The following is an 18,623-nucleotide window of genomic DNA, read 5'->3' as shown; positions in this document are numbered from 1 at the left end:
AAGATCGAGCGCTGGCACCAGACCATGAAGAACCGAGTTCTGCTGGAAAACTACTACATGCCCGGAGATCTCGAACGGCAGATCGAAGCCTTCGTTGAGCACTACAACAACCACCGATACCACGAGAGCCTGGGCAACCTGACACCCGCTGACGTCTACTTCGGCAGGGGCGCTCAGATCCTGTCCATGAGAGAGGAGATCAAGAAACAGACCATCCGGAAACGCCGCTTGCAGCACGACAGCGCTGCCGCATAACCTCAAACAGAAAGCAAACCGGAGCCCTCGTTACGAAATCGCCTCACCCTCTCTGGAAAACTCTGACGACGGACAGATCAGCTTCGACTCGCCTACGCAAAGCGCGAGGGTGTCTACCCCCGCCGGGGCCTCCTGTCCGGTACCTCGAACTTGACCGACATCCTCCACGATCCAACCGGTAACCGCCGCTTCTGGATTTGGGTCGATGACCACGACGAGGACAACCCCATCGACATCGACGGGCCGGACGGCTTCAAGGCCAACCTGGACGCGCTCTATGGGGAGGCTGTGGACGAATACCTCAAGCTGCGAAAGAAGCAGCCCTACGGCGACCTCCACCTCGACCTCCAGACCAAGAAAGCCCGGCAGCAGCGTGACGCTATGGCCGATCAGTTCCGCAGCCGATCCGCCGTAGAGGAGATGGCCGACTTGATCCAAGAGTGGGCCGACGAGGCGTTTCCGGCCAGCGTGGTCATGCTGGACAAGGACGGCCTGACGATCCCGGGCTACGAGGACGACGAGACCCCGATGGTCCGCAACATGATCCACACGTCGATGGCCCTCGACCAACTCAAGATGACTCCCGCCTTCGCAGCCTACAGGAGCGCCGACAGACGAACCTTCGGCAAGGCGGTCGCGCTCCTCAAGGGGTGGACCGACATCGGCGAGAAGCGGCGGCACGGCGAGAAGAAGGTCTGGCTCGTCCGGGGCGAGGGGCACCCGGACGACTACTTGGGGCCGCTTTGGGTGCCCGCACCGTGGCCTGCCGAGGACGGTGACGGGGGCACCGACGACCCCGAGATTGACGATCTTCTCGCGTGATCGAATCCGAATCCAGCGCATTCCACAGACCAGTGCAACCCCGCCGAAAGGTGGGGTTTTCGATTCCGAGGGCACTCTATGGGCGGTGGAAACACCGGAATCCGGGCCTGCTTGCCGAGTGTCGGATGTAATTTCGGTCGTGTCGGATGTAGCAGAGATTTCATCCGACGGCCTAACCTATTGGAATCCATTCGGAATCCTGCCACTGTCGGATTGTCGGATGTCGGCAACCCTGCATAGAGGCGTCTCAGGGAGAGACACACGTATTATACGTGATGCCTACCGGTCTATTTCTGTGTCTCTCCTTTTCCCCTAAACCAATATTCCACATTTTCTTCCGACAATCCGACAGACGGTCTTTCGTTTAACGATTACAGGGGGTTAAGGTGTCGGATGTAATTTCTGCTACATCCGACACCTTCCGACGCCTTCCGACAGTCTGAACGGATGTGCCCCCAGGCGGGCGCACGAAGATTCCGGCAATCCCCACTCCCCGAGAACCCGGGGGCCGGTGTTTCGCGCAATCCGATTTGCCTGCCGATCACGATGGAAAGGGTTTCCGCTTGCCTCGGTCGCGGCTGGAGCCTGTCGGATGTCGGATGAACTTCCCGATCTCCAAGGGTGTGCTATAGGGTTTTTCCAGAATCGGCGAATGCGGTGCTCTGCGCCCCCCGTGGGTCGACAAAACGTTCAGGAAGGACCCAAAGCGGCCGCATCGCTGGAAACCGTAGTCAGCAGGCTCGTAGGGTCGCGATATGACGAAAAACGACCACTTAAAGTTTGCCAACACTGACCGCTATATCTCCCGTCTGGCCAATATGATGCAGGTGCGCATGCCCTTCTCGCATTGCTAAGTCTAGGATCTGATACGGTCATCGTCACGCTCCCACGCGACTGTCATGTTGGGCAGTAGTGAGTATTTACGTCGCAGAAAGCGGAATGCCCGTTGTTGGGGAAGGAAATGCTGTGCACCTTGCCTTCGGTGCGGATCCGCGACCGCGTGTTCCATGCGAAAAGCGGTGGAGCGCCAAGTGCAATTCGCCGAAGAAACGTACTGATCCAAACGGATTATTTGTCGGCACTGTTCCTTCAGCGAAAGACAACAGGACAGTCAAGAGATGAACCATATTGAGACGGTTCTTGAACGAGACGGTTCTTGAACGAGACGGTAACGCCTTGGACGGCCGCCCGCTGCACCACTTTCGTGTAACCGACAGCGAGTATGACCTGCTGCAGCTGCAATTGATTTCGCTTTTTCAAAGGGGCCAACAAAAAACAGCATCTGCGCCATTCGTACTTTGGGCGGCCGAGAGGTATCGCCGCGATTTCGATGGCGGGGTTTTTAGTTGGTCGTTTCTTGTGGATCCATTGGGCCACAAGCCGGATCAGGCGGAGTTGCGAGAGATGACCGAGATTGGTCTGCGTTACTTCAATCGCCCGCCACCGCGTCGATCAGCAGCTGGAATCCAGTATCTCCGTACATTGGCCGCAGAAGGCGGTCTTCCGATACGTTTACTTTCGCAGGAAAGTGGGTACCGGCAAGCGTTGCTCAGCTTGATCTCAGACCTGGAACGTTTTGGCCTTGCTTGTCCCAATGAGCAAGCGCTCACATTCGCAGAAGTCCGGGCAAGGCGTCTTCCTCTAGGTTATCGGACCGAAGAATTTCATCAGATCTTCGTTGATTTCGCCCGCGAGCTGGCCGCCCTACGAGCAGAGGCGTCGAACCGAATGCGATCAGAGGATGTGTTGGAAGACGTAGGTGGATTGTCCTGCCTTCCTCCGGCCGGTTCCCTTCGGCGGGCGGGTTCCGTCCGCAAGGCAGGTAGCAGCGCTTTCTTCAGCTGGCTTCGAGGTTGAGTTGCAGGGAGGGGGAAGAACCCATCGTCGATTTGGGTAACATGGTGGCGGAGTTTCCGATTGCAACCAAGTCGACTTGATGTCTGTTGAAAGCTTTGCTCCTCAACTCCTCGATAACAATTGCCCATTATTTTGCGTACAGGAGTCTGTCTCAAGATCGGAGATTTTGAATGCCCCAGCCATTGTGAACGATCGCTTCGTCCCCGGTCCGATCCACTGGATGTCAGGGCCTAACGTTTCGGCCCGAGAAGCTTTCTGATGCTTTCCTCTGTCCAAGGCTTGCCGGTTGCACTTCGAATTTCCTGAGCGTTAAGCTCTTCCGAAATCGCTTTGTATGTTTGTTTTCCGTTACGTAGCTGTCGGGCAACCGCGAGAGCGCGGGATGTGCGCTGCTCCTTTCCTTCCGTCCACTCGGACTGCCGCGCGCGCCACGCCGAAAAATGTTTGTGAGGATCGAAGGCCCTCCCGTCTATCAGGATTTCATCGGGCCAGACTTTCTCGAAATCAATGCGTGTCTCCCGTGCCCAATCTGAAAGGGGCTCATGACCACGCCAGTTCTGCACCATAGAGAAATCGACATACAGGAGCACCGCATCATTCGCGCGGCAGATTTCCTCGACGCGGCGCAGTGGCTCACGAATGTATCGGCTGCCGCGATCCGGTTCGATCTCTAGAAAGACCTCCTCCGCAACGAGCTGGTAATTCGAATCTTTAGCGTAGTGCCGGATTAACTCGCATTGATAACGGATCGTGCGGCTGGCTTTGGCGGCTTCTTCGATGCCCTCAGGCAACTCCTTGAAGCCAGCCCAGGGTACCGGAAGCGTCCAGTAGAATCCGACGGCATTGCGCATGTCTTACCCTCCTCATCCCACAGAGACCAATAACCGGAAAATCCCGAGCGATCCGCACGGGGATCGTTCAAGGCGTAGACCCTTCGCATGAAAGCAAAGGGGAACGTTATGATCCAGACTAACATCAAATCAACTGCGGCTGACTTGCTGCCGGCGGTGATCGAGACCGTATCCGAGGCCGCCGCCATGCTCCGAGCGGAGTTTCACAGGCCGGGAGGACCGCGAGGTTCCGGCTCCAAGGCAGAGATCGACACCGAAATCGAATGCTTCCTTAAGAAACGTCTGCTCCGACTGCACGACTGCAGTTTTGTCGGAGAGGAGACCGACGATGTCGTCTCACCAACAGTAGATTCATGGGTGGTTGATCCGCAGGACGGCACGCGGGATTTCCTGGGCCGTCGCCGTGGATCGGCAATCTCGGTCGCATTGCTCCGCAAGGGGCAGCCCGTTCTAGGTGTCGTTTTCGCTCCCCTTGCCCCGGACGATAATGGTGATCTGATCTCCTGGGCCGATGGGGCGGAGCTAGCGCGCAACGGGCAGCCCGTGCGGCGCTCAAAATCCGACGAGAAGTTGGTCGTTGCAATGAACGCGAACGTATCGGATCACGCTCGGCACAATCAGCAGACACTTCCGAACGTTAGGATTGTTGGCGTTCCGAGCCCAGCCTACCGTCTTGCGTTGGCTGCGGTGGGTGAGGTTGACGCTGCCTTAAGCATTGTAGCTGGGCTCGATCATTGGGACGTTGCCGGCGGCCACGCCCTGCTGGTCGGAGCAGGTTGCGTGTTGGTCGAGAACTCGGGCCGACCGATCGAGTATTGCCGACGCAGTTTCGATGGCTGCATAGGAGGCGACGCGGTGGCCGTCTCGAAGCTAGTGGCAATGGGACCGAGATACGGGCCGCGCGAAGCCCTAAAGCGTTTGCGCCGTGTCTCACGGGTGTCAGACGCCGGTCGGCTCTCCCGAGCGCAAGGTTGCCTGCTCGGTCAGCTTTCTGGCGATGCACTCGGTTCTGCAGTAGAGTTCCGTTCGGCTGCCGAGATTGCAAAAAGTCATCCTATTGGCGTCACACGTCTCGTCGACGGTGGGACATGGAATCTCATCGCCGGCCAACCGACCGACGATAGCGAGATGGCTCTCGCGCTGGCACGTTCACTCGTCCGGGCACGGCGTTTTGATTCCGAACTGGTGGGACAAGCCTACGTGCGATGGGAAAGATCGGGTCCCTTCGACATCGGGAGCACAACACGCGCTGGCATCTCGGCGGTTGCCGCAGGTCGCAAGGTCGGAAGATCCAGAAGTCAGGCAAATGGTGCGCTCATGCGGGTCAGTCCTCTTGGCATCTTCGCTGCAGGTGATCCTAAAATAGCTGCCGATCTCGCAACTCAGGAAGCCCGGCTCACACATCCGCATCCGGTCTGCCTAGCGGCGAGTGCTGCCTACGCTGCGGCGATCGCAATCGGTGTCGAGGGCGGAAATGCGAAAGAGATGTGGGCGGCAGCAGATAGATTTGCGGGCGACGGGAGTGGTGGGGATGCGATCCGAAAAACGCTTGCTTCTGCAAGACGCAATGAACCGGACGATTTTGAGCGGCAGATGGGTTGGGTGCTGATTGCCTTCCAGAACGCCTTTTTCCACCTCATGCGTGGTACGCCCCTGGCGGAGGCGCTCCCGGCGACGGTGGCAAATGGTGGCGACACGGATACCAATGCCGCCATCTGCGGCGCGCTTCTTGGCGCGCTCCAGGGGCGCAACGCCGTCCCACTGCAGTGGCGCAACGCCGTACTGTCCTGCAGGCCGTTGAACATGGGTGACACAAATCACCCCCGCCCGCCGGAGTATTGGCCAGACGACGCCATGGACCTGGCTGAGGCACTGCTTACAGCTCGAAAAGGTGGTCGCAGAACGGCGAGCAATCAGGCGACATCGATGGAGGAAACCATGAGCGATCTTGAAGCCTTGAGCGATAAGCAGAAGTTCCTGTTGGTGGTCAAACTGGACGGATATGTCGAAGCGGCTGTGTCCGCTGCCCGCGCCCAGAATATCGGGATGTCGGAAGCGTTGTCGCTCACGACCACCGCCGTCTTAAGAGAATTTGCTGCTCATGGGGTTCCTCGGGAGAAGTTGATCGAGATCTGGACGAAGGCGATGCAGCCAATCTATTCGCCGTCTGAATTGAAGAAGCTCCATCACCTTCACTAGAGCCCTTTGAGCAAGGGGCAAGGCGCAACAGCCAGGAGATCATCAGCATCCGCACGTGATCTCCTACGTCAAGAACAACACCTCGGGGCTGGACGGTTCACACACAATTAACGCACAGACTATGACTTGTTGGCCGGATTGGCCCTAAAGCTCCACAACTGCAGTACAGCTGAAGAGAATGATACCGGACAAATAGGCGAGCCAATGTCGCTGGGCCTTCATCCGTTTCTGCCGCGACCTTGAGGTCCTTGAAGATTGGCGAAAAATCCAAGCAAATTGGCTGCAATAACAAAATCAGGACTCAGTCTGAGCTTACATCAGGTCCGACCAATGCCCAATCGACCCAATCATCCACGAACGAAAGCGAAGTGTAGGGACTAGATGTCTGCAAAATTCTTTGAAGAACCGATCCTGAACAATCCCTATTCGTTCCCTGGTAAGCACTGGCAGATCGATGATGAAGGCCTTCCTACCGACGTCATTATAAACACCCGTCGTTCGGCAAAGCTTGTCTCGCCGATTCCCGCGCCGAAAAAAAAGGGTAAAAAGGGGAACCAGAAAGAACTGCAACTCGGCGCTGATCTTGAAGATCCAGCCAAAGGGCAGGAGTTCAACCCGACACCCATAATCAACGAGCTTCGGACCGAGATCGAAACTTGGAGGAAACTCCCCAACCCGGACCAATGGCAAGTCACCCCGGTGACGGCCCAGTTGTTGAAGCATTGGCGATCACTTCAGGCCGACGAAACCCAAGCTATACGCCCGTTCTTCTGTCAGCTCGAAGCAGTCGAAACAGCGATCTGGTTGGCGGAAGTTGCGCCCAAGAACAAACTCCGCGGGAGAAGGTTTTCTGAGTACCTGAAGCAGGCGAATGCAACAGCGAATCCTGACCTTTTCCGCGTCGCCATGAAGCTGGCGACAGGTGCCGGCAAGACCACAGTCATGGCAATGCTGATCGCTTGGCAGGCCATCAACGCGGCTCGCAGCCCCAACAGCAAGAACTTCACACGTGGGTTCCTGCTGATTGCACCCGGTATCACGATCCGGGACCGCCTCCGCGTTCTACTCCCAAATGACGCCGAAAGCTATTACGCCCAACGGGATCTGGTCCCAACGGATATGCTGCCCGAACTCGGCAAAGCTAAAATCGTCATCACCAACTACCATGCCTTCAAGCTGAGGGAGCGGGTGGCCATGGCGAAGGGTGCAAAACAGGCGCTCAAGGGCCACGGGGACGATCCGGTAACTCTGGAAACAGAAGGGCAAATGCTCCAACGCGTGATGCCCGAGTTGATGGGCATGAAAAACATCATCGTCATCAACGACGAAGCTCACCATTGCTATAGAGAACGCCCTGATCCTGATATTGAAAAACTGAAGGGCGACGAGAAGAAGGAAGCCGACGACAACAAGGAAGCTGCCCGCCTTTGGATCTCGGGAATCGAGGCGGCAAAGAAACGCATTGGTGTCTCCACAGTCTACGACCTTTCGGCTACGCCTTTCTTCTTGAGTGGTTCCGGCTGGCCGGAAGGAACACTCTTCCCTTGGGTTGTGTCAGACTTCTCGCTGATGGACGCGATCGAATGCGGTATCGTCAAGCTGCCAAGGGTTCCGGTCGCCGACAATCTGCCGGGCCAACCTGAACCATTATATCGCAACCTCTGGCCTGCAATTCGCAAGTCGATGCCAAAGAAGCAGAAGGGCGAGAAGAAGCCTGATCCACTGAAGCTACCGATTGAACTGCAGGTAGCGATCGAGGCTCTCTACGGTCACTACAAGAAGACCTACGAGCTCTGGGAAAAAGAAGGCGTCGGCATCCCACCGGTATTCGTATTGGTATGCAACAACACAACCAACTCAGAACTCGTGTACGAGTATATATCCGGCTTCGAACGCGAGGACTCTGAGGGGGTTGTCTCCTTCACGCAGGGCAAGCAGGAGCTTTTCCAGAACTTCACCGACGATGGCCAAAGGTTGCCTAAGCCGCGCTCTCTGCTCATCGATAGCCAGCGGATCGACAGCGGCGAGGCGATCGACAAGGCGTTTCGCGAAGCCCACGCCGAAGAGATCGAGGCGTTCCGCCGCGAGAAAGCTGCTCGCGAAGGCCAGGAGGCGGCACGCGAACTGACTGACGAAGACGTTCTTCGTGAAGTGATGAACACAGTCGGCAAGAAGGGCCGCCTCGGGGAGCAGGTTCGCTGTGTTGTGTCTGTTTCGATGCTGACCGAAGGCTGGGATGCCAACAACGTGACACACATCCTTGGGCTCAGAGCCTTTGGTACGAAGTTGATCTGCGAGCAGGTCATGGGGCGGGCGCTCAGACGCCTTAGCTATGAAATGGATCCCGAGACCAGGCTGTTTGGCGTCGAATACGCCGACATCATGGGCATAGACGGACTGAATTTCTCGGCGCAAGCTGTCGCGGCGAAGCCGAAAAAGCCGCGGGAGGTTGTGCATGTTTGTGCAGTTAGCCCGGAACGTGACGATCTGGAGATTACCTTTCCGAGGGTTGAAGGCTATCGAGTCGAACTTCCCGACGAAAGACTCGAGGCGGACTTCAGCCAACTGGAACCCTATGTACTGACGCCACAGAAGATTGGTCCGACGAAAGTTGTCATGCAAGGCATCGTCGGAATGCCGGAAACCTTGACGGTTGAACACCTCAAGCAGATGCGGCAGTCGACCATCGTTTTCCACCTTGCGACGCATCTTCTTTACAACAACTTGAGGGATGCCAACGAGCAGCCAAAGATGCACCTGTTCGGTCAATGCCGACGCATCGTTCGCCAGTGGCTGAACTCGGGACTTCTCGTCTGCAATGGCGGCACCTATGAAGCCCAGCTCACCATCAAACAAATCGGCGACGAAGTTTGCAATCTCATCATCGGCGCAATCAATACCAAGCCAGCCGGCGAAGGTATCGTGCGTGCGCTGCTGGATCCCTACAACCCGACCGGGTCAACGGCCGACGTGAACTTCAACACGACCAAGGCCGATCGTTACTGGCCGAAGCCTGACCGGAGCCATGTCAACTGGATACTCCTGGATAGTGATTGGGAAGGACAGCTTGCCCAGATCCTCGATGATCACCCCAGAGTGTTGGCCTACGCCAAGAACCACAACCTCGGGCTTGAGGTGCCATATCTCTGTAGTGGCGAGCCGCGAACCTACCTACCTGACTTCCTGGTTCGGATTGACGATGACGGTGACACTCCGTTGACGCTTGTGCTTGAGGTCAAGGGGTATCGCGGACACGACGCCATGCTCAAGGCGGCCACGTTCCGCGACAAGTGGATCCCGGCAGTCAACCGGCTTGAAACCTACGGCCGCTGGGCTTTCGCCGAAATGCGCGATCCCTTCACCATGGAACAGGAACTTAATGACCTGATCGCCAAGGTCTCGCAGAAGGTCGCAGCAGAATGACAAAAATTACCTTCGGAAAGCTCGAAGACCTGCCTCTCAGAGACGCCTGGAAGAACGAGGAGCATGATTTTACGCCGTGGCTGCTCGACCATCTGGATCACATCGGAGAGGCCGTAGGTCTGCCCCTTGAGCCTGTAGGGCGGGAGCTTCGTGTTGGTCCCTACGAAGCCGACATTCTCGCCAAGGACCCGCAAGATGACAGCTTCGTCCTGATCGAGAATCAACTGGAAGCGGCGGACCACAAACACCTTGGCCAGATCATGACCTACCTTGCCGGTCTGGAGGCCCGCACGGTGATCTGGATCGCCCCGAACTTCAGCGATCCACATCTCTCTGCCGTTGCTTGGCTAAATGAGAATACGGCCGATGGGTTCTCCTTTTTCGCTGTCCGCCTCCGAGTTGTCCGCATCGGCAACAGCCCCTTTGCACCGATCTTCGAGATCGCCGAGAAACCGAACGACTGGGACCGACAAATCAAACAAAAGGCTGCACCGGAAGGGGCGGCCTATTACGACATCAAGGAGGAGTTCTGGACGGAGTTCCTCAAACGGCATCCTGATTTGGCGGCACTTGGGGTCGCGGCCTCGCGATACCCGAACTGCTACATCGTGCTCAACGAGGAGCCGCATATTGATCTGTCCGTCTGGATCGGCCGCGGCCAGTCGGGGATATACCTTCGCAGCGGTTGGGGAGAGCCGGCCGAACCGGTGGCGGAGTTCCTCGAACCTCATGGTGAAGCCCTGACAGCTGCGCTTGATGCCCCTCTTGGCCCATCCTCCCGCGGCAAGCATTTCCTGTGGAAACGGTTCTCCAAGGGCCACGATGAACGTGACGCATGGCCCGAGATCATGGACTGGATGAATGACGAAATCGCGCGGTATCGCGCCGCCTTCAAGATCGTAGACGAAGGGAACGAGTAATGGCCGCCAATGACAAACCCATCGACGCGATCACCCATGAAACCGCGCGCCGGGCGAATATCCCGCCGGCCGAGCTCGAAGGCGTGCTGCCCGAAGAGGACAAGCAGCCCATCAAGGTCGCCTACAAGCAGCGCAACCCCGATCTCGACCCGCAGCTGGTCTGGCGCGGCAAGGACATGGAGGACTGGTCCGACATCGTCGTCGATGCGCCGCCGATTTACCTGCAGGAGCAGGTCCACCCCAAGGCGATCATCGAGGACCTGCGCGCCGGGCGGGAGCGGCAGGGGGATCGTGGCCCGAGCCTTTTCGACCATTTCGGCGTGACCGATGAGGACCGCGAGGCGGAGGTGGAGTTCTACCGCCACTCCAAACGCTGGTCGAACCGGATGATCCTGGGTGACAGCCTGCAGGTGATGGCCTCTCTGGCCGAGCGCGAGGGGCTGAAAGGGCAGGTGCAGGCGATCTATATCGACCCGCCCTATGGCATCAAATTCAACTCCAACTTCCAGTGGTCCACCACGTCGCGGGATGTGAAGGACGGCAAGCTGGAGCACCTGACCCGTGAGCCGGAACAGGTGAAGGCCTTCCGCGACACCTGGCGCGACGGCATCCATTCCTACCTGACCTATCTGCGCGACCGGCTGACCGTGGCGCGGGAACTTCTGACCGAGAGCGGGAGCTGCTTCGTCCAGATTAGTGACGAAAACCTACATCGGGTTCGCGCTCTGATGGATGAAGTGTTTGGCGACAAATGCTTCGTCGTAACCATTCCGATGAAAAAGAAAGGCAGTCAGAAATCCGGTCTCCTAGATCCAGTGAATGATTATCTTCTTTGGTATTCTAAGAGCGAAAGAGATAGCGGGAAGGTCAAGTTTCGTGCCCTGTTCTCCCGTCGGGAGTTCGATGAAGAAACACTTCGGCGCTTTAACCGTGCTGCCATGCCGAACGGCACTGAGTGCCCGTTGGGCGAGATTCCTAGCCCGCCCAACGACGACAGTTTTCACAACTACCGGGACGTTCCCGAAAGACTTGCTACCGATTGGCCTGAGGCAAGGCTTTTCTATGGCGGCGAGCAACTGACCAGTGGCGGAACACGCCCCAATCAAAGTGATCCGGTTTTATGGGAAGGAATCGAGTATCGTCTCAAACCGAACCTTTGCTGGAAGACCACAACGAGAAGGCCAGACGGCTCGACGCCCGGTATGCAAAGATTGATTTGGGCGCGGCGACTTGTTGGGGGTCGATCGCACCTCAACTACAAGAGGTTTTTGGACGACTTCGGATACACGCAGATGTCCAACTGGTGGGACGGACTTGGTGGTGTTGGTGACGCCGTTTACGTCGTCCAAACCAACGAAGAGATCATCAAGCGGTGCATCTTGATGGCGTCCGACCCGGGAGACCTAGTCCTTGACCCGACTTGTGGGGCTGGAACGACCGCCGACGTTGCGGAAGCATGGGGAAGACGCTGGATAACGATAGACACGTCGCGGGTGGCGATGGCGCTTGCTCGTGCTCGAGTAATGGGAGCGCACTATCCGTACTATCTTCTGGCTGATAGCCCTGAGGGCCAAAACAAAGAAGCCCAAGTTTCCCGGATAGCACCTCCTTCCCAAGCAACCCATCGAGACATTCGGCACGGTTTCGTTTACGAACGAGCGCCCCATGTCGTGATGAGCGATATTGGGAACAACGCAGAGATCGACGTGATCTGGGAGCGTATGCAACCGGCCGTCGAGGAAACCCTCGAAACCCTAAACGGGTCTCTGTTCGGCCTGGACATGGACTTCCTCGTGACCGCCGGAGGACGCAAGGGGGACAGGATCACCTTCAATGCAGTCGGGAACTACACCATGCCCTCCGGCGAGGTCGTGCCCACCAATGCCTTCCAGGAATGGGAAGTGCCTCGCGAGGCGCCTTCGGATTGGCCTGCTTCCGCCGTGGATGCTCTGGAGTCCTTCTGGCAGGCCCGCATTGCCAGACAAAGAGAGATCGACGCGTCCATCGCCGCCCGGGCCGAGTTCGAATATCTCTACGACAAGCCCTACGAGGACAAGAAGCGCGTCCGTGTCGCCGGCCCCTTCACCGTCGAAAGCCTCTCGCCCCACAAGGTTGCTGCTGTAGACGAAGATGGCGATTTGATTGATGAGCGCGATGCCGCCTCCGGCCAGCGGGAGCGCGGCGCACAGGAGGCGGAGAATTACGTCGAGGCGATGCTGGAGAACCTGCGCAAGGCCGGTGTCCACCAGCAGGGCAAGGAGGACCGCATCGCCTTCACCTCGCTCAAGGGCTGGCCCGGGGAGTGGATCTGTGCCGAGGGTCGATACATGGAGGGCGAGCAGGAGCGCCGCGCCGGCATCTTCATCGGCCCCGAATACGGCACTGTTCAGAAGGCTGATCTCGTGGCTTGCGCAAAGGAGGCAGCAGATGCCGGTTTCGATCTGGTGATTGCCTGTTCGTTCAATTTTGACGCCCATGCCGGCGAGTTCCGAAAGCTAGGCCGCATCCCAATTCTGCAAGCCCGGATGAACCCCGACTTGCACATGGCGGGTGACTTAAAGGCCGGTGGCGGCAACCTGTTCGTCGTCTTCGGTGAGCCGGACATCGAGGTGCTGACGGAGGGCGACAAGCTGCGCGTGAAGATCCTCGGCGTCGATGTCTTCAAGCCCCAGACCGGCGAGGTGATCAGCACCGAGGCTGGCGACATCGCTTGCTGGTTCATCGACACGGACTACAACGAAGAAAGCTTCTTCGTCCGCCACGCCTACTTCCCCGGAGCCGAGGTTCCCTACAAGGCGCTGAAGACGACCCTGAAGGCCGAGATCGACGAGGAAGCCTGGGAGAGCCTGAAAAAGACCGTATCCCGCCCGTTTGCCCGGCCGGCGTCGGGACGGATTGCGGTAAAGGTGATCAACCATCTCGGGGACGAGGTGATGAAGGTTATCGGGGTATGAACCTCGACTTAGGAAAGGCTCTCGCGCATGGCATTGATACCGCGCCCCGATCAAAACGCATTGCAGGCAGCTGGCTTCGATCTTGAGCAAATTGCTGAACGGATTGAGGCCGGCGAGCAGCTTAGAGACTTACTTCGGGAATGCGTTCCAGAGTATTGGGCAGACAGCGAACGTCGACGTTCCATCTCGATGTTACGCGTCTCGGTCCGGCGCCTTTGCTCTCTCGGGGTGCCGTTGGAAACCATTCTAGAGTCGGTATCGGAGGAGTACTCAATTGCCGAAAGCGGTCCAGACGATCTTCGCCGATACCTAAATGATCCGGAAGTCATTTGCCCTTATCCGGCTGACAAATGGGTGGACTTTCAAAAAGCTTGCGGGATTCCATCGGGTCCAGGGCCGCTGTCGGCGCTCATTCTTGGTGGGTGGGTCCATACGTCCGACCGAGACAAGAGAGAGAGATTTGAGGCTCAGATTGAGTTCGCCGCGGAGGATCCGAATAGAACGCAGCGAGCGTTGAGGTTTCTCCGACGAATGTCCGTCAATGATTGGTATAGGTAAGGTGACGTCAGATGACACTGATCATTTCGGATTCATTCACCGACAGCCTTGGCAAGTTGACCAATCAGGAACAAGCCGCAGTAAAACAGACCGCTTTCGACCTGCAAGTGGATCCCTCTAACCCAGGATTGTCATTCCACCGTGTCGATCGCGCCAAGGACAAAGACTTCTGGACGGTCCGGGTCAACCGAGACATCAGGATTGTCGTGCATAAACGCGGCGGGAGCATGCTGCTGGCCTACGTTGATCACCACGACGACGCGTACAAATGGGCCGAGAGGCGTCGGCTGGAGGTTCACCCCCGGACCGGTGCAGCCCAGATCGTCGAGATCCGGGAGCGGGTCGAGAACATTGTTGTTAAGCGGATTGTCGAGGAGGCCGTCCGGAAACCCGCATTACTGGCCGCGGAGACCGATGAAGCCCTTCTGGATTGTGGCGTTCCGGAAGACTGGTTCGACGATGTCAGAAGAGCCACTGAGGACACGATCCTGGACGTCGCCGGTTTCCTGCCGGCGGAAGCTTCGGAGGCAATTCTCAATCTCGCGGTCGGTATTCGTCCTGAAACGCCCGCTGTTGTTCCGGTCGAAAACCCATTCGAGCACCCTGACGCGCAGCGCCGCTTCCGGACACTCGAGAACCAGGACGAGTTGCGCCATGCCATGGACGAGCCCTGGGAGAAGTGGACAGTATTCCTTCATCCTGCGCAGCGGGAGTTCGTGACCCGGAACTTCAATGGACCGGCTAGAGTCATCGGATCGGCAGGGACGGGCAAGACCGTCGTGGCTCTGCATCGTGCCGTCCGTCTCGCGCGGGAAGGTGGTCGCGTGCTGCTGACAACTTTCAACGAGGCGCTGGCAAGGGCCCTAAAGACCAAGCTGGCAAGACTGCTAGGAAACGACAAGTCTCTGCCAGGAACGATCGTAATCCAGAACATGCTGAGCACCGGCATCGAGCTCTATGAAGCCAACATAGGAGACGTCAGCCTCGCGGGAGCCGGTCAGGTTGGAAAGTTCCTCGAAGAAGCTTTGGCAGCATCGGAAACGCCACTATCCGTTGGCTTCGTGAACGACGAGTGGAACTTGATCATCGACGGGCGCAACGTCCGATCCAGCGAAGACTATGCGACGGTTTCGAGAACCGGCAGGCGGGTGCGCATGGCTTCAAGCAAGCGAGATGCCACATGGGGTGTGTTTGAGGCGATGCGAAAGCGTCTGGATGACGCCAATCTCAAAACCCGCGCAGGCATGTTCTACGAATTGGCAGACGTGTTTAGAGATGGGACAGAGGCTCCGTTCGATCACGTAATCGTGGACGAGGCTCAGGATGTCAGCGAGGCAGAACTCACCTGCCTTGCGGCGATTGCGGGCGATCGTCCGAACGGCCTTTTCTTTGCCGGTGACATTGGGCAGAGGATTTTCCGGCCGGCGTTCTCTTGGAAATCCGTCGGTGTCGAGATCCAAGGACGCTCCCGCAGCCTCAAGGTCAATTACCGAACTTCCCACCAGATTCGAAAGACCACTGACGTTCTCCTGCCCGAGAAGCTCACCGAGGTTGACGGCCAGGAGGAGAACCGGACCGGCGTTGTCTCCGTATTCGAGGGACCTGATCCAACAATAAGGGCATTCGACGACCCGGACATTGAATCGGATGCGGTGTCGAACTGGCTGTCCCAGCGTTGCGGAGATGACATCCAGCCCCATGAGATCGGGGTGATCGTGCGAAGTGTCGAGCAGTTCGAACGTGCAATTCAGGCAATCGAGAATGCAGGACACACTCATCACGAGCTGTCGGGTATGAGCGCCTCCGTTCACGGGAAGATCGGTCTCGCAACCATGCACTTGGCCAAGGGGTTGGAGTTTCGTGCCGTAGTAGTCATGGCATGTGACGACGGCATCGTGCCATTCGAAGATCGGATCCAGTCTGCCAGAGATGAAGTCGCTTTGGAGGAAGTCTTCGCGACCGAAAGGCACCTGCTCTACGTCGCCTGTACGCGTGCACGAGACCACCTCTTGGTTACGGGCGTGGAACCGGTCAGCGAGTTCCTAGACGATCTGGTGAGGTAGATTCTCTGTCGATGAAGCAAGATCACCTCCTCCTAGTCGCCGCCGAGGAGCCAGCTCCAACTGCGATCGAGGTTCCCGCGTTGAAGATCTTCAACGGCGATGAGTTCCTTTCGCGGATCAAGATCAGAGATTTTCTGACGATTTCTTTGGCCGGGACGAAATCGAGGCCACTGTGAGGCTCGGCTTCTTTGATCCTGTCGAGGCCTAGGAAGGTTGCCTGCGCATAGAGGAAAATGCCTTTGTCGATCCCGGACCGTTCGACGGGGAATGGGCCTGCATGGCCGTCTCGATCTTAGGGGGCATTCGGGTTAGGCAAGAGTTAGGCTTGGTACCCACTAATGGATCGAGATCCAAGGCCTGCATTTCCGAGATACTATTGAAAAGTAGCTACCTGACTTACAATGATGCTATCGATAGATCGTTGATCTTTGGGAAGCCCCTACCATGGTTGAACCCCTGCTACTTCGCGTATTGGACTTATCGCAGAGGCCATCCCTGCTGCCACCCGAAGGGGTACCTTCCTCGTGGACGGGAAGAAGAGCAACATCGTTAACCCTTCTGGCTTCATGGATCAATCGATACGCTTCGCGAACTGGATAGCCTCCGGACACTTGACTAAGCGTGGAGCACCAACCTCCATTTTCATGCGCCACGTGAACCGTAGCTCTTTCTGGTGGACGTAGGGGAGCGACTTGACGTAGTTCCGTCCCTCTCCGACCATCTCCATCGTTCGATGATCGATCCTTCGCATTGTAAAGCTGTCTGCAACTAGCCCTTGTAACGCGCGATACGGAGCGTACACGCATCGCCCAAAGTCTGCGTGACGAGAGCCAATTGCGTTTCCTACAGCGTTGCTGAAACCAGCCGGATCAGTGATCTCGTAGTAGCTGTCGTATTCGAAGGCCTCCAAGATTTCGACGCTAGGCTCGCCTAAGAACGTGCAGAAGACGTAGTGCTCATGCCCGCCTTCGAACGAACCTGCTGCTGTGTACCCGATCCTCTCCCCTATGATGACGATGGGAGCGTCCTCTTGCCCATCGCCAATCTCATTGTGTTCTTGACGGGCGAAGTCCCTGACAGTGCCTAATCGGAGAGTGCCGTCATCAAAGAAACGGTCAACGTGTTCTCGCGCGCCCATCTTTGTGATCTTCTGGCGCGGCACTTCATTCAGACGAATGTCTGCTTCCTTTGCTGGCTCTACAAGCTTCGGGACGCTGGTGTTGAGGCGTGGGGTTCTGCGCAGCAACCAGCTTGTGAGCTGGGCAATCTCCTGCTCGCTCAGATTGCGATGGATCTCCGTTATTCCGCCCCACATTGTGTACACGTCGTTGCCTCGCAGTTCTCTGTTCTGTTGTCTTCCAACGCTGCCCTGCAGTGACTCCAGCATCGTGTTGCTGACGCCGCATATGTCCTAGGCTCTCTATGTGGTGCGGTCCCACGGATGCCGTGGCCATGGCTGCTAACCGCGGCAGACACCACACCACCGACGACTAGGCTGCGGCAGCTGGCGCCAGGACTACCGCTGTCGATTTCGAAGCCGAGGGGCTGGAGATTGGTCAGTATGACCAGCTTTGGCCGCCGAGTGGAGTTGGTCAAGAAATGGATCCGTAGACAGGCGTTCCGAAGGTGCCTTACAACCTCGACGGCAACCGAGCCTGTCACGTCGCCCTGGTGGAGAACGCCAGAGATGTCGAGTAGCGCGCCTCCGATCATTTCGAACTGGCTCTCCTCGGATGTCGCTTCAACGATATGGGCTGAATCTACACATCACCGCAACATCCGGAAGAGGCTTACTCCGGCATCTGAAATGTCCGCGAGCCGCGCGAGAGCATGTTCCCGAGCCAGGACAGGTCCGGCCGCTTCGTCGGCAGCGAGATTGTCAAGGAGCCGCAACAGGCGTCTGCGATGGATGCCAAAATATGCCTGGATGGGGTCAGCAATGATCCCGGCGAAGGTCGTGACCAGCGAGGCGACAAGCGCGAGACTGATTCCAACGGTGATCACATAGGTCAAGGATCGCTCTGGCGGAAACGCCGCGTACCACATATGCCCGAGCCCCTGACCAAACGGGAAATCCGCGACAGCCGAGGTTTGCGTCATGAGATCGGAAACGAACGGGGTCAACGAGACGATACCGGGCGTCGGATTTCGGAACAGGTAGAAACCAAGCGCAAGCACGACGAGAGTGGTGAAAATCTCGGCGACGGAGGTTCGAACGCTGGTGTAGTCCCGCAGAAGCCGCCTCTGCCGATCGTTCAGTGACGCCCCATGCGGCGAGACCGCAGGCCAGAGGTCGAGCTCGATCCGTTGCTCAACTGCGCGCGCTACCGCCGAGTGGAGAAAGATCGGATAGCCGAGGATCCACTGACTGGCGCGCCTAAAGCGGAGCGCGGCCAGCACCAAAGCAGTCAGCCGAGAGAGCAGAAAAATCGGCGCCAGCATCACGTTGAGGGGTGCGGCCAGCAGGTCCCAGCCGATAGCCGCCCGATGCAGGCGCAACGTCCCGAGCACGCCGAAGTGTTTCGTGACGAATCTGTCCACGCCGTCACTGCCGGCGGCGATCTCTCCGTCTTCCGCTCCAATGATCACCGCGTCTGTTTCGGACATCGTCGTCACCTCCAGATGAATCGTCAGCCAGTCCTTGACCTCGGAACACCCATGAAATAAGCCGTACTCTGCTGAGCGGGCGTTGTGTAGTGGTAAGACCTTAGCCTTCCAAGC

11 protein-coding genes and 1 pseudogene are annotated in these 18,623 nt (G+C 57.6%); 8 read left to right on the top strand and 4 right to left on the bottom strand.

The window, feature by feature from the left end:
- The 3 genes and pseudogenes from BLR85_RS24610 to BLR85_RS24600 form a co-directional block, all read left to right on the top strand.
- A partial coding sequence (locus tag BLR85_RS24610) for an integrase core domain-containing protein (protein ID WP_212635154.1) occupies positions 1-255 on the top strand: 255 nt, incomplete at its 5' end.
- A 78-nt stretch (positions 256-333) separates the two neighbouring features.
- Positions 334-1,077, top strand: a pseudogene (locus tag BLR85_RS24605) (VapE domain-containing protein); the annotation flags it as partial.
- Positions 1,078-2,217: 1,140 nt separating this feature from the next.
- Positions 2,218-2,934: a hypothetical protein gene (locus BLR85_RS24600; RefSeq protein WP_093163689.1), complete on the top strand. Its 717-nt coding sequence runs from the start codon at positions 2,218-2,220 to the stop codon at positions 2,932-2,934.
- A gap of 230 nt (positions 2,935-3,164) precedes the next feature.
- Here BLR85_RS24600 and BLR85_RS24595 read toward each other — a convergent pair whose 3' ends face one another.
- Positions 3,165-3,785 (bottom strand): hypothetical protein, encoded by a 621-nt coding sequence (locus BLR85_RS24595; RefSeq protein ID WP_093163686.1) that lies wholly within the window; start codon positions 3,783-3,785, stop codon positions 3,165-3,167.
- Positions 3,786-3,893: 108 nt separating this feature from the next.
- Here BLR85_RS24595 and BLR85_RS24590 point away from each other — a divergent pair, with 108 nt between their 5' ends.
- The 5 genes from BLR85_RS24590 to BLR85_RS24565 all read left to right on the top strand — a co-directional run bounded on the left by BLR85_RS24590 (position 3,894) and on the right by BLR85_RS24565 (position 15,902).
- Complete coding sequence (locus BLR85_RS24590) at positions 3,894-5,984, top strand: inositol monophosphatase family protein (protein ID WP_093163684.1); 2,091 nt, start codon at positions 3,894-3,896, stop codon at positions 5,982-5,984.
- Positions 5,985-6,365: 381 nt separating this feature from the next.
- The gene (locus tag BLR85_RS24585) at positions 6,366-9,407 is read left to right on the top strand and encodes a BPTD_3080 family restriction endonuclease (RefSeq protein ID WP_093163682.1); all 3,042 of its coding nucleotides are present in this window, start codon (positions 6,366-6,368) and stop codon (positions 9,405-9,407) included.
- On the top strand, positions 9,404-10,327 hold the full coding sequence (locus BLR85_RS24580; RefSeq protein WP_093163679.1) for a hypothetical protein: 924 nt from the start codon (positions 9,404-9,406) through the stop codon (positions 10,325-10,327). The genes BLR85_RS24585 and BLR85_RS24580 overlap by 4 nt, the downstream gene beginning before the upstream one ends.
- Positions 10,327-13,281 carry a site-specific DNA-methyltransferase gene (locus BLR85_RS24575; protein WP_093163677.1) on the top strand — a complete coding sequence of 985 codons (2,955 nt, stop codon included), beginning with the start codon at positions 10,327-10,329 and terminating at the stop codon, positions 13,279-13,281. Before BLR85_RS24580 ends, BLR85_RS24575 begins: the two co-directional genes overlap by 1 nt.
- Positions 13,282-13,850: 569 nt before the next feature.
- The gene (locus BLR85_RS24565; RefSeq protein ID WP_093163671.1) at positions 13,851-15,902 is read left to right on the top strand and encodes a UvrD-helicase domain-containing protein; all 2,052 of its coding nucleotides are present in this window, start codon (positions 13,851-13,853) and stop codon (positions 15,900-15,902) included.
- Between the two features lie 571 nt (positions 15,903-16,473).
- Here the strand turns inward: BLR85_RS24565 and BLR85_RS24560 are convergent.
- The 3 genes from BLR85_RS24560 to BLR85_RS24550 all read right to left on the bottom strand — a co-directional run.
- Positions 16,474-17,289: a hypothetical protein gene (locus BLR85_RS24560; protein WP_170844749.1), complete on the bottom strand. Its 816-nt coding sequence runs from the start codon at positions 17,287-17,289 to the stop codon at positions 16,474-16,476.
- Positions 17,202-17,615 (bottom strand): HAD family hydrolase, encoded by a 414-nt coding sequence (locus BLR85_RS30610; protein WP_093163667.1) that lies wholly within the window; start codon positions 17,613-17,615, stop codon positions 17,202-17,204. Before BLR85_RS30610 ends, BLR85_RS24560 begins: the two co-directional genes overlap by 88 nt.
- A gap of 54 nt (positions 17,616-17,669) precedes the next feature.
- Positions 17,670-18,623 (bottom strand): DUF6635 family protein (locus tag BLR85_RS24550; RefSeq protein WP_342028814.1); only part of this gene is annotated, 954 nt, incomplete at its 5' end.

The organism is Aliiruegeria lutimaris (assembly GCF_900099935.1).
Classification (GTDB): domain Bacteria; phylum Pseudomonadota; class Alphaproteobacteria; order Rhodobacterales; family Rhodobacteraceae; genus Tropicimonas; species Tropicimonas lutimaris.
Note: the sequence above shows the minus strand (reverse complement) of the source record. Positions and strands in the feature narration are given on the sequence as shown.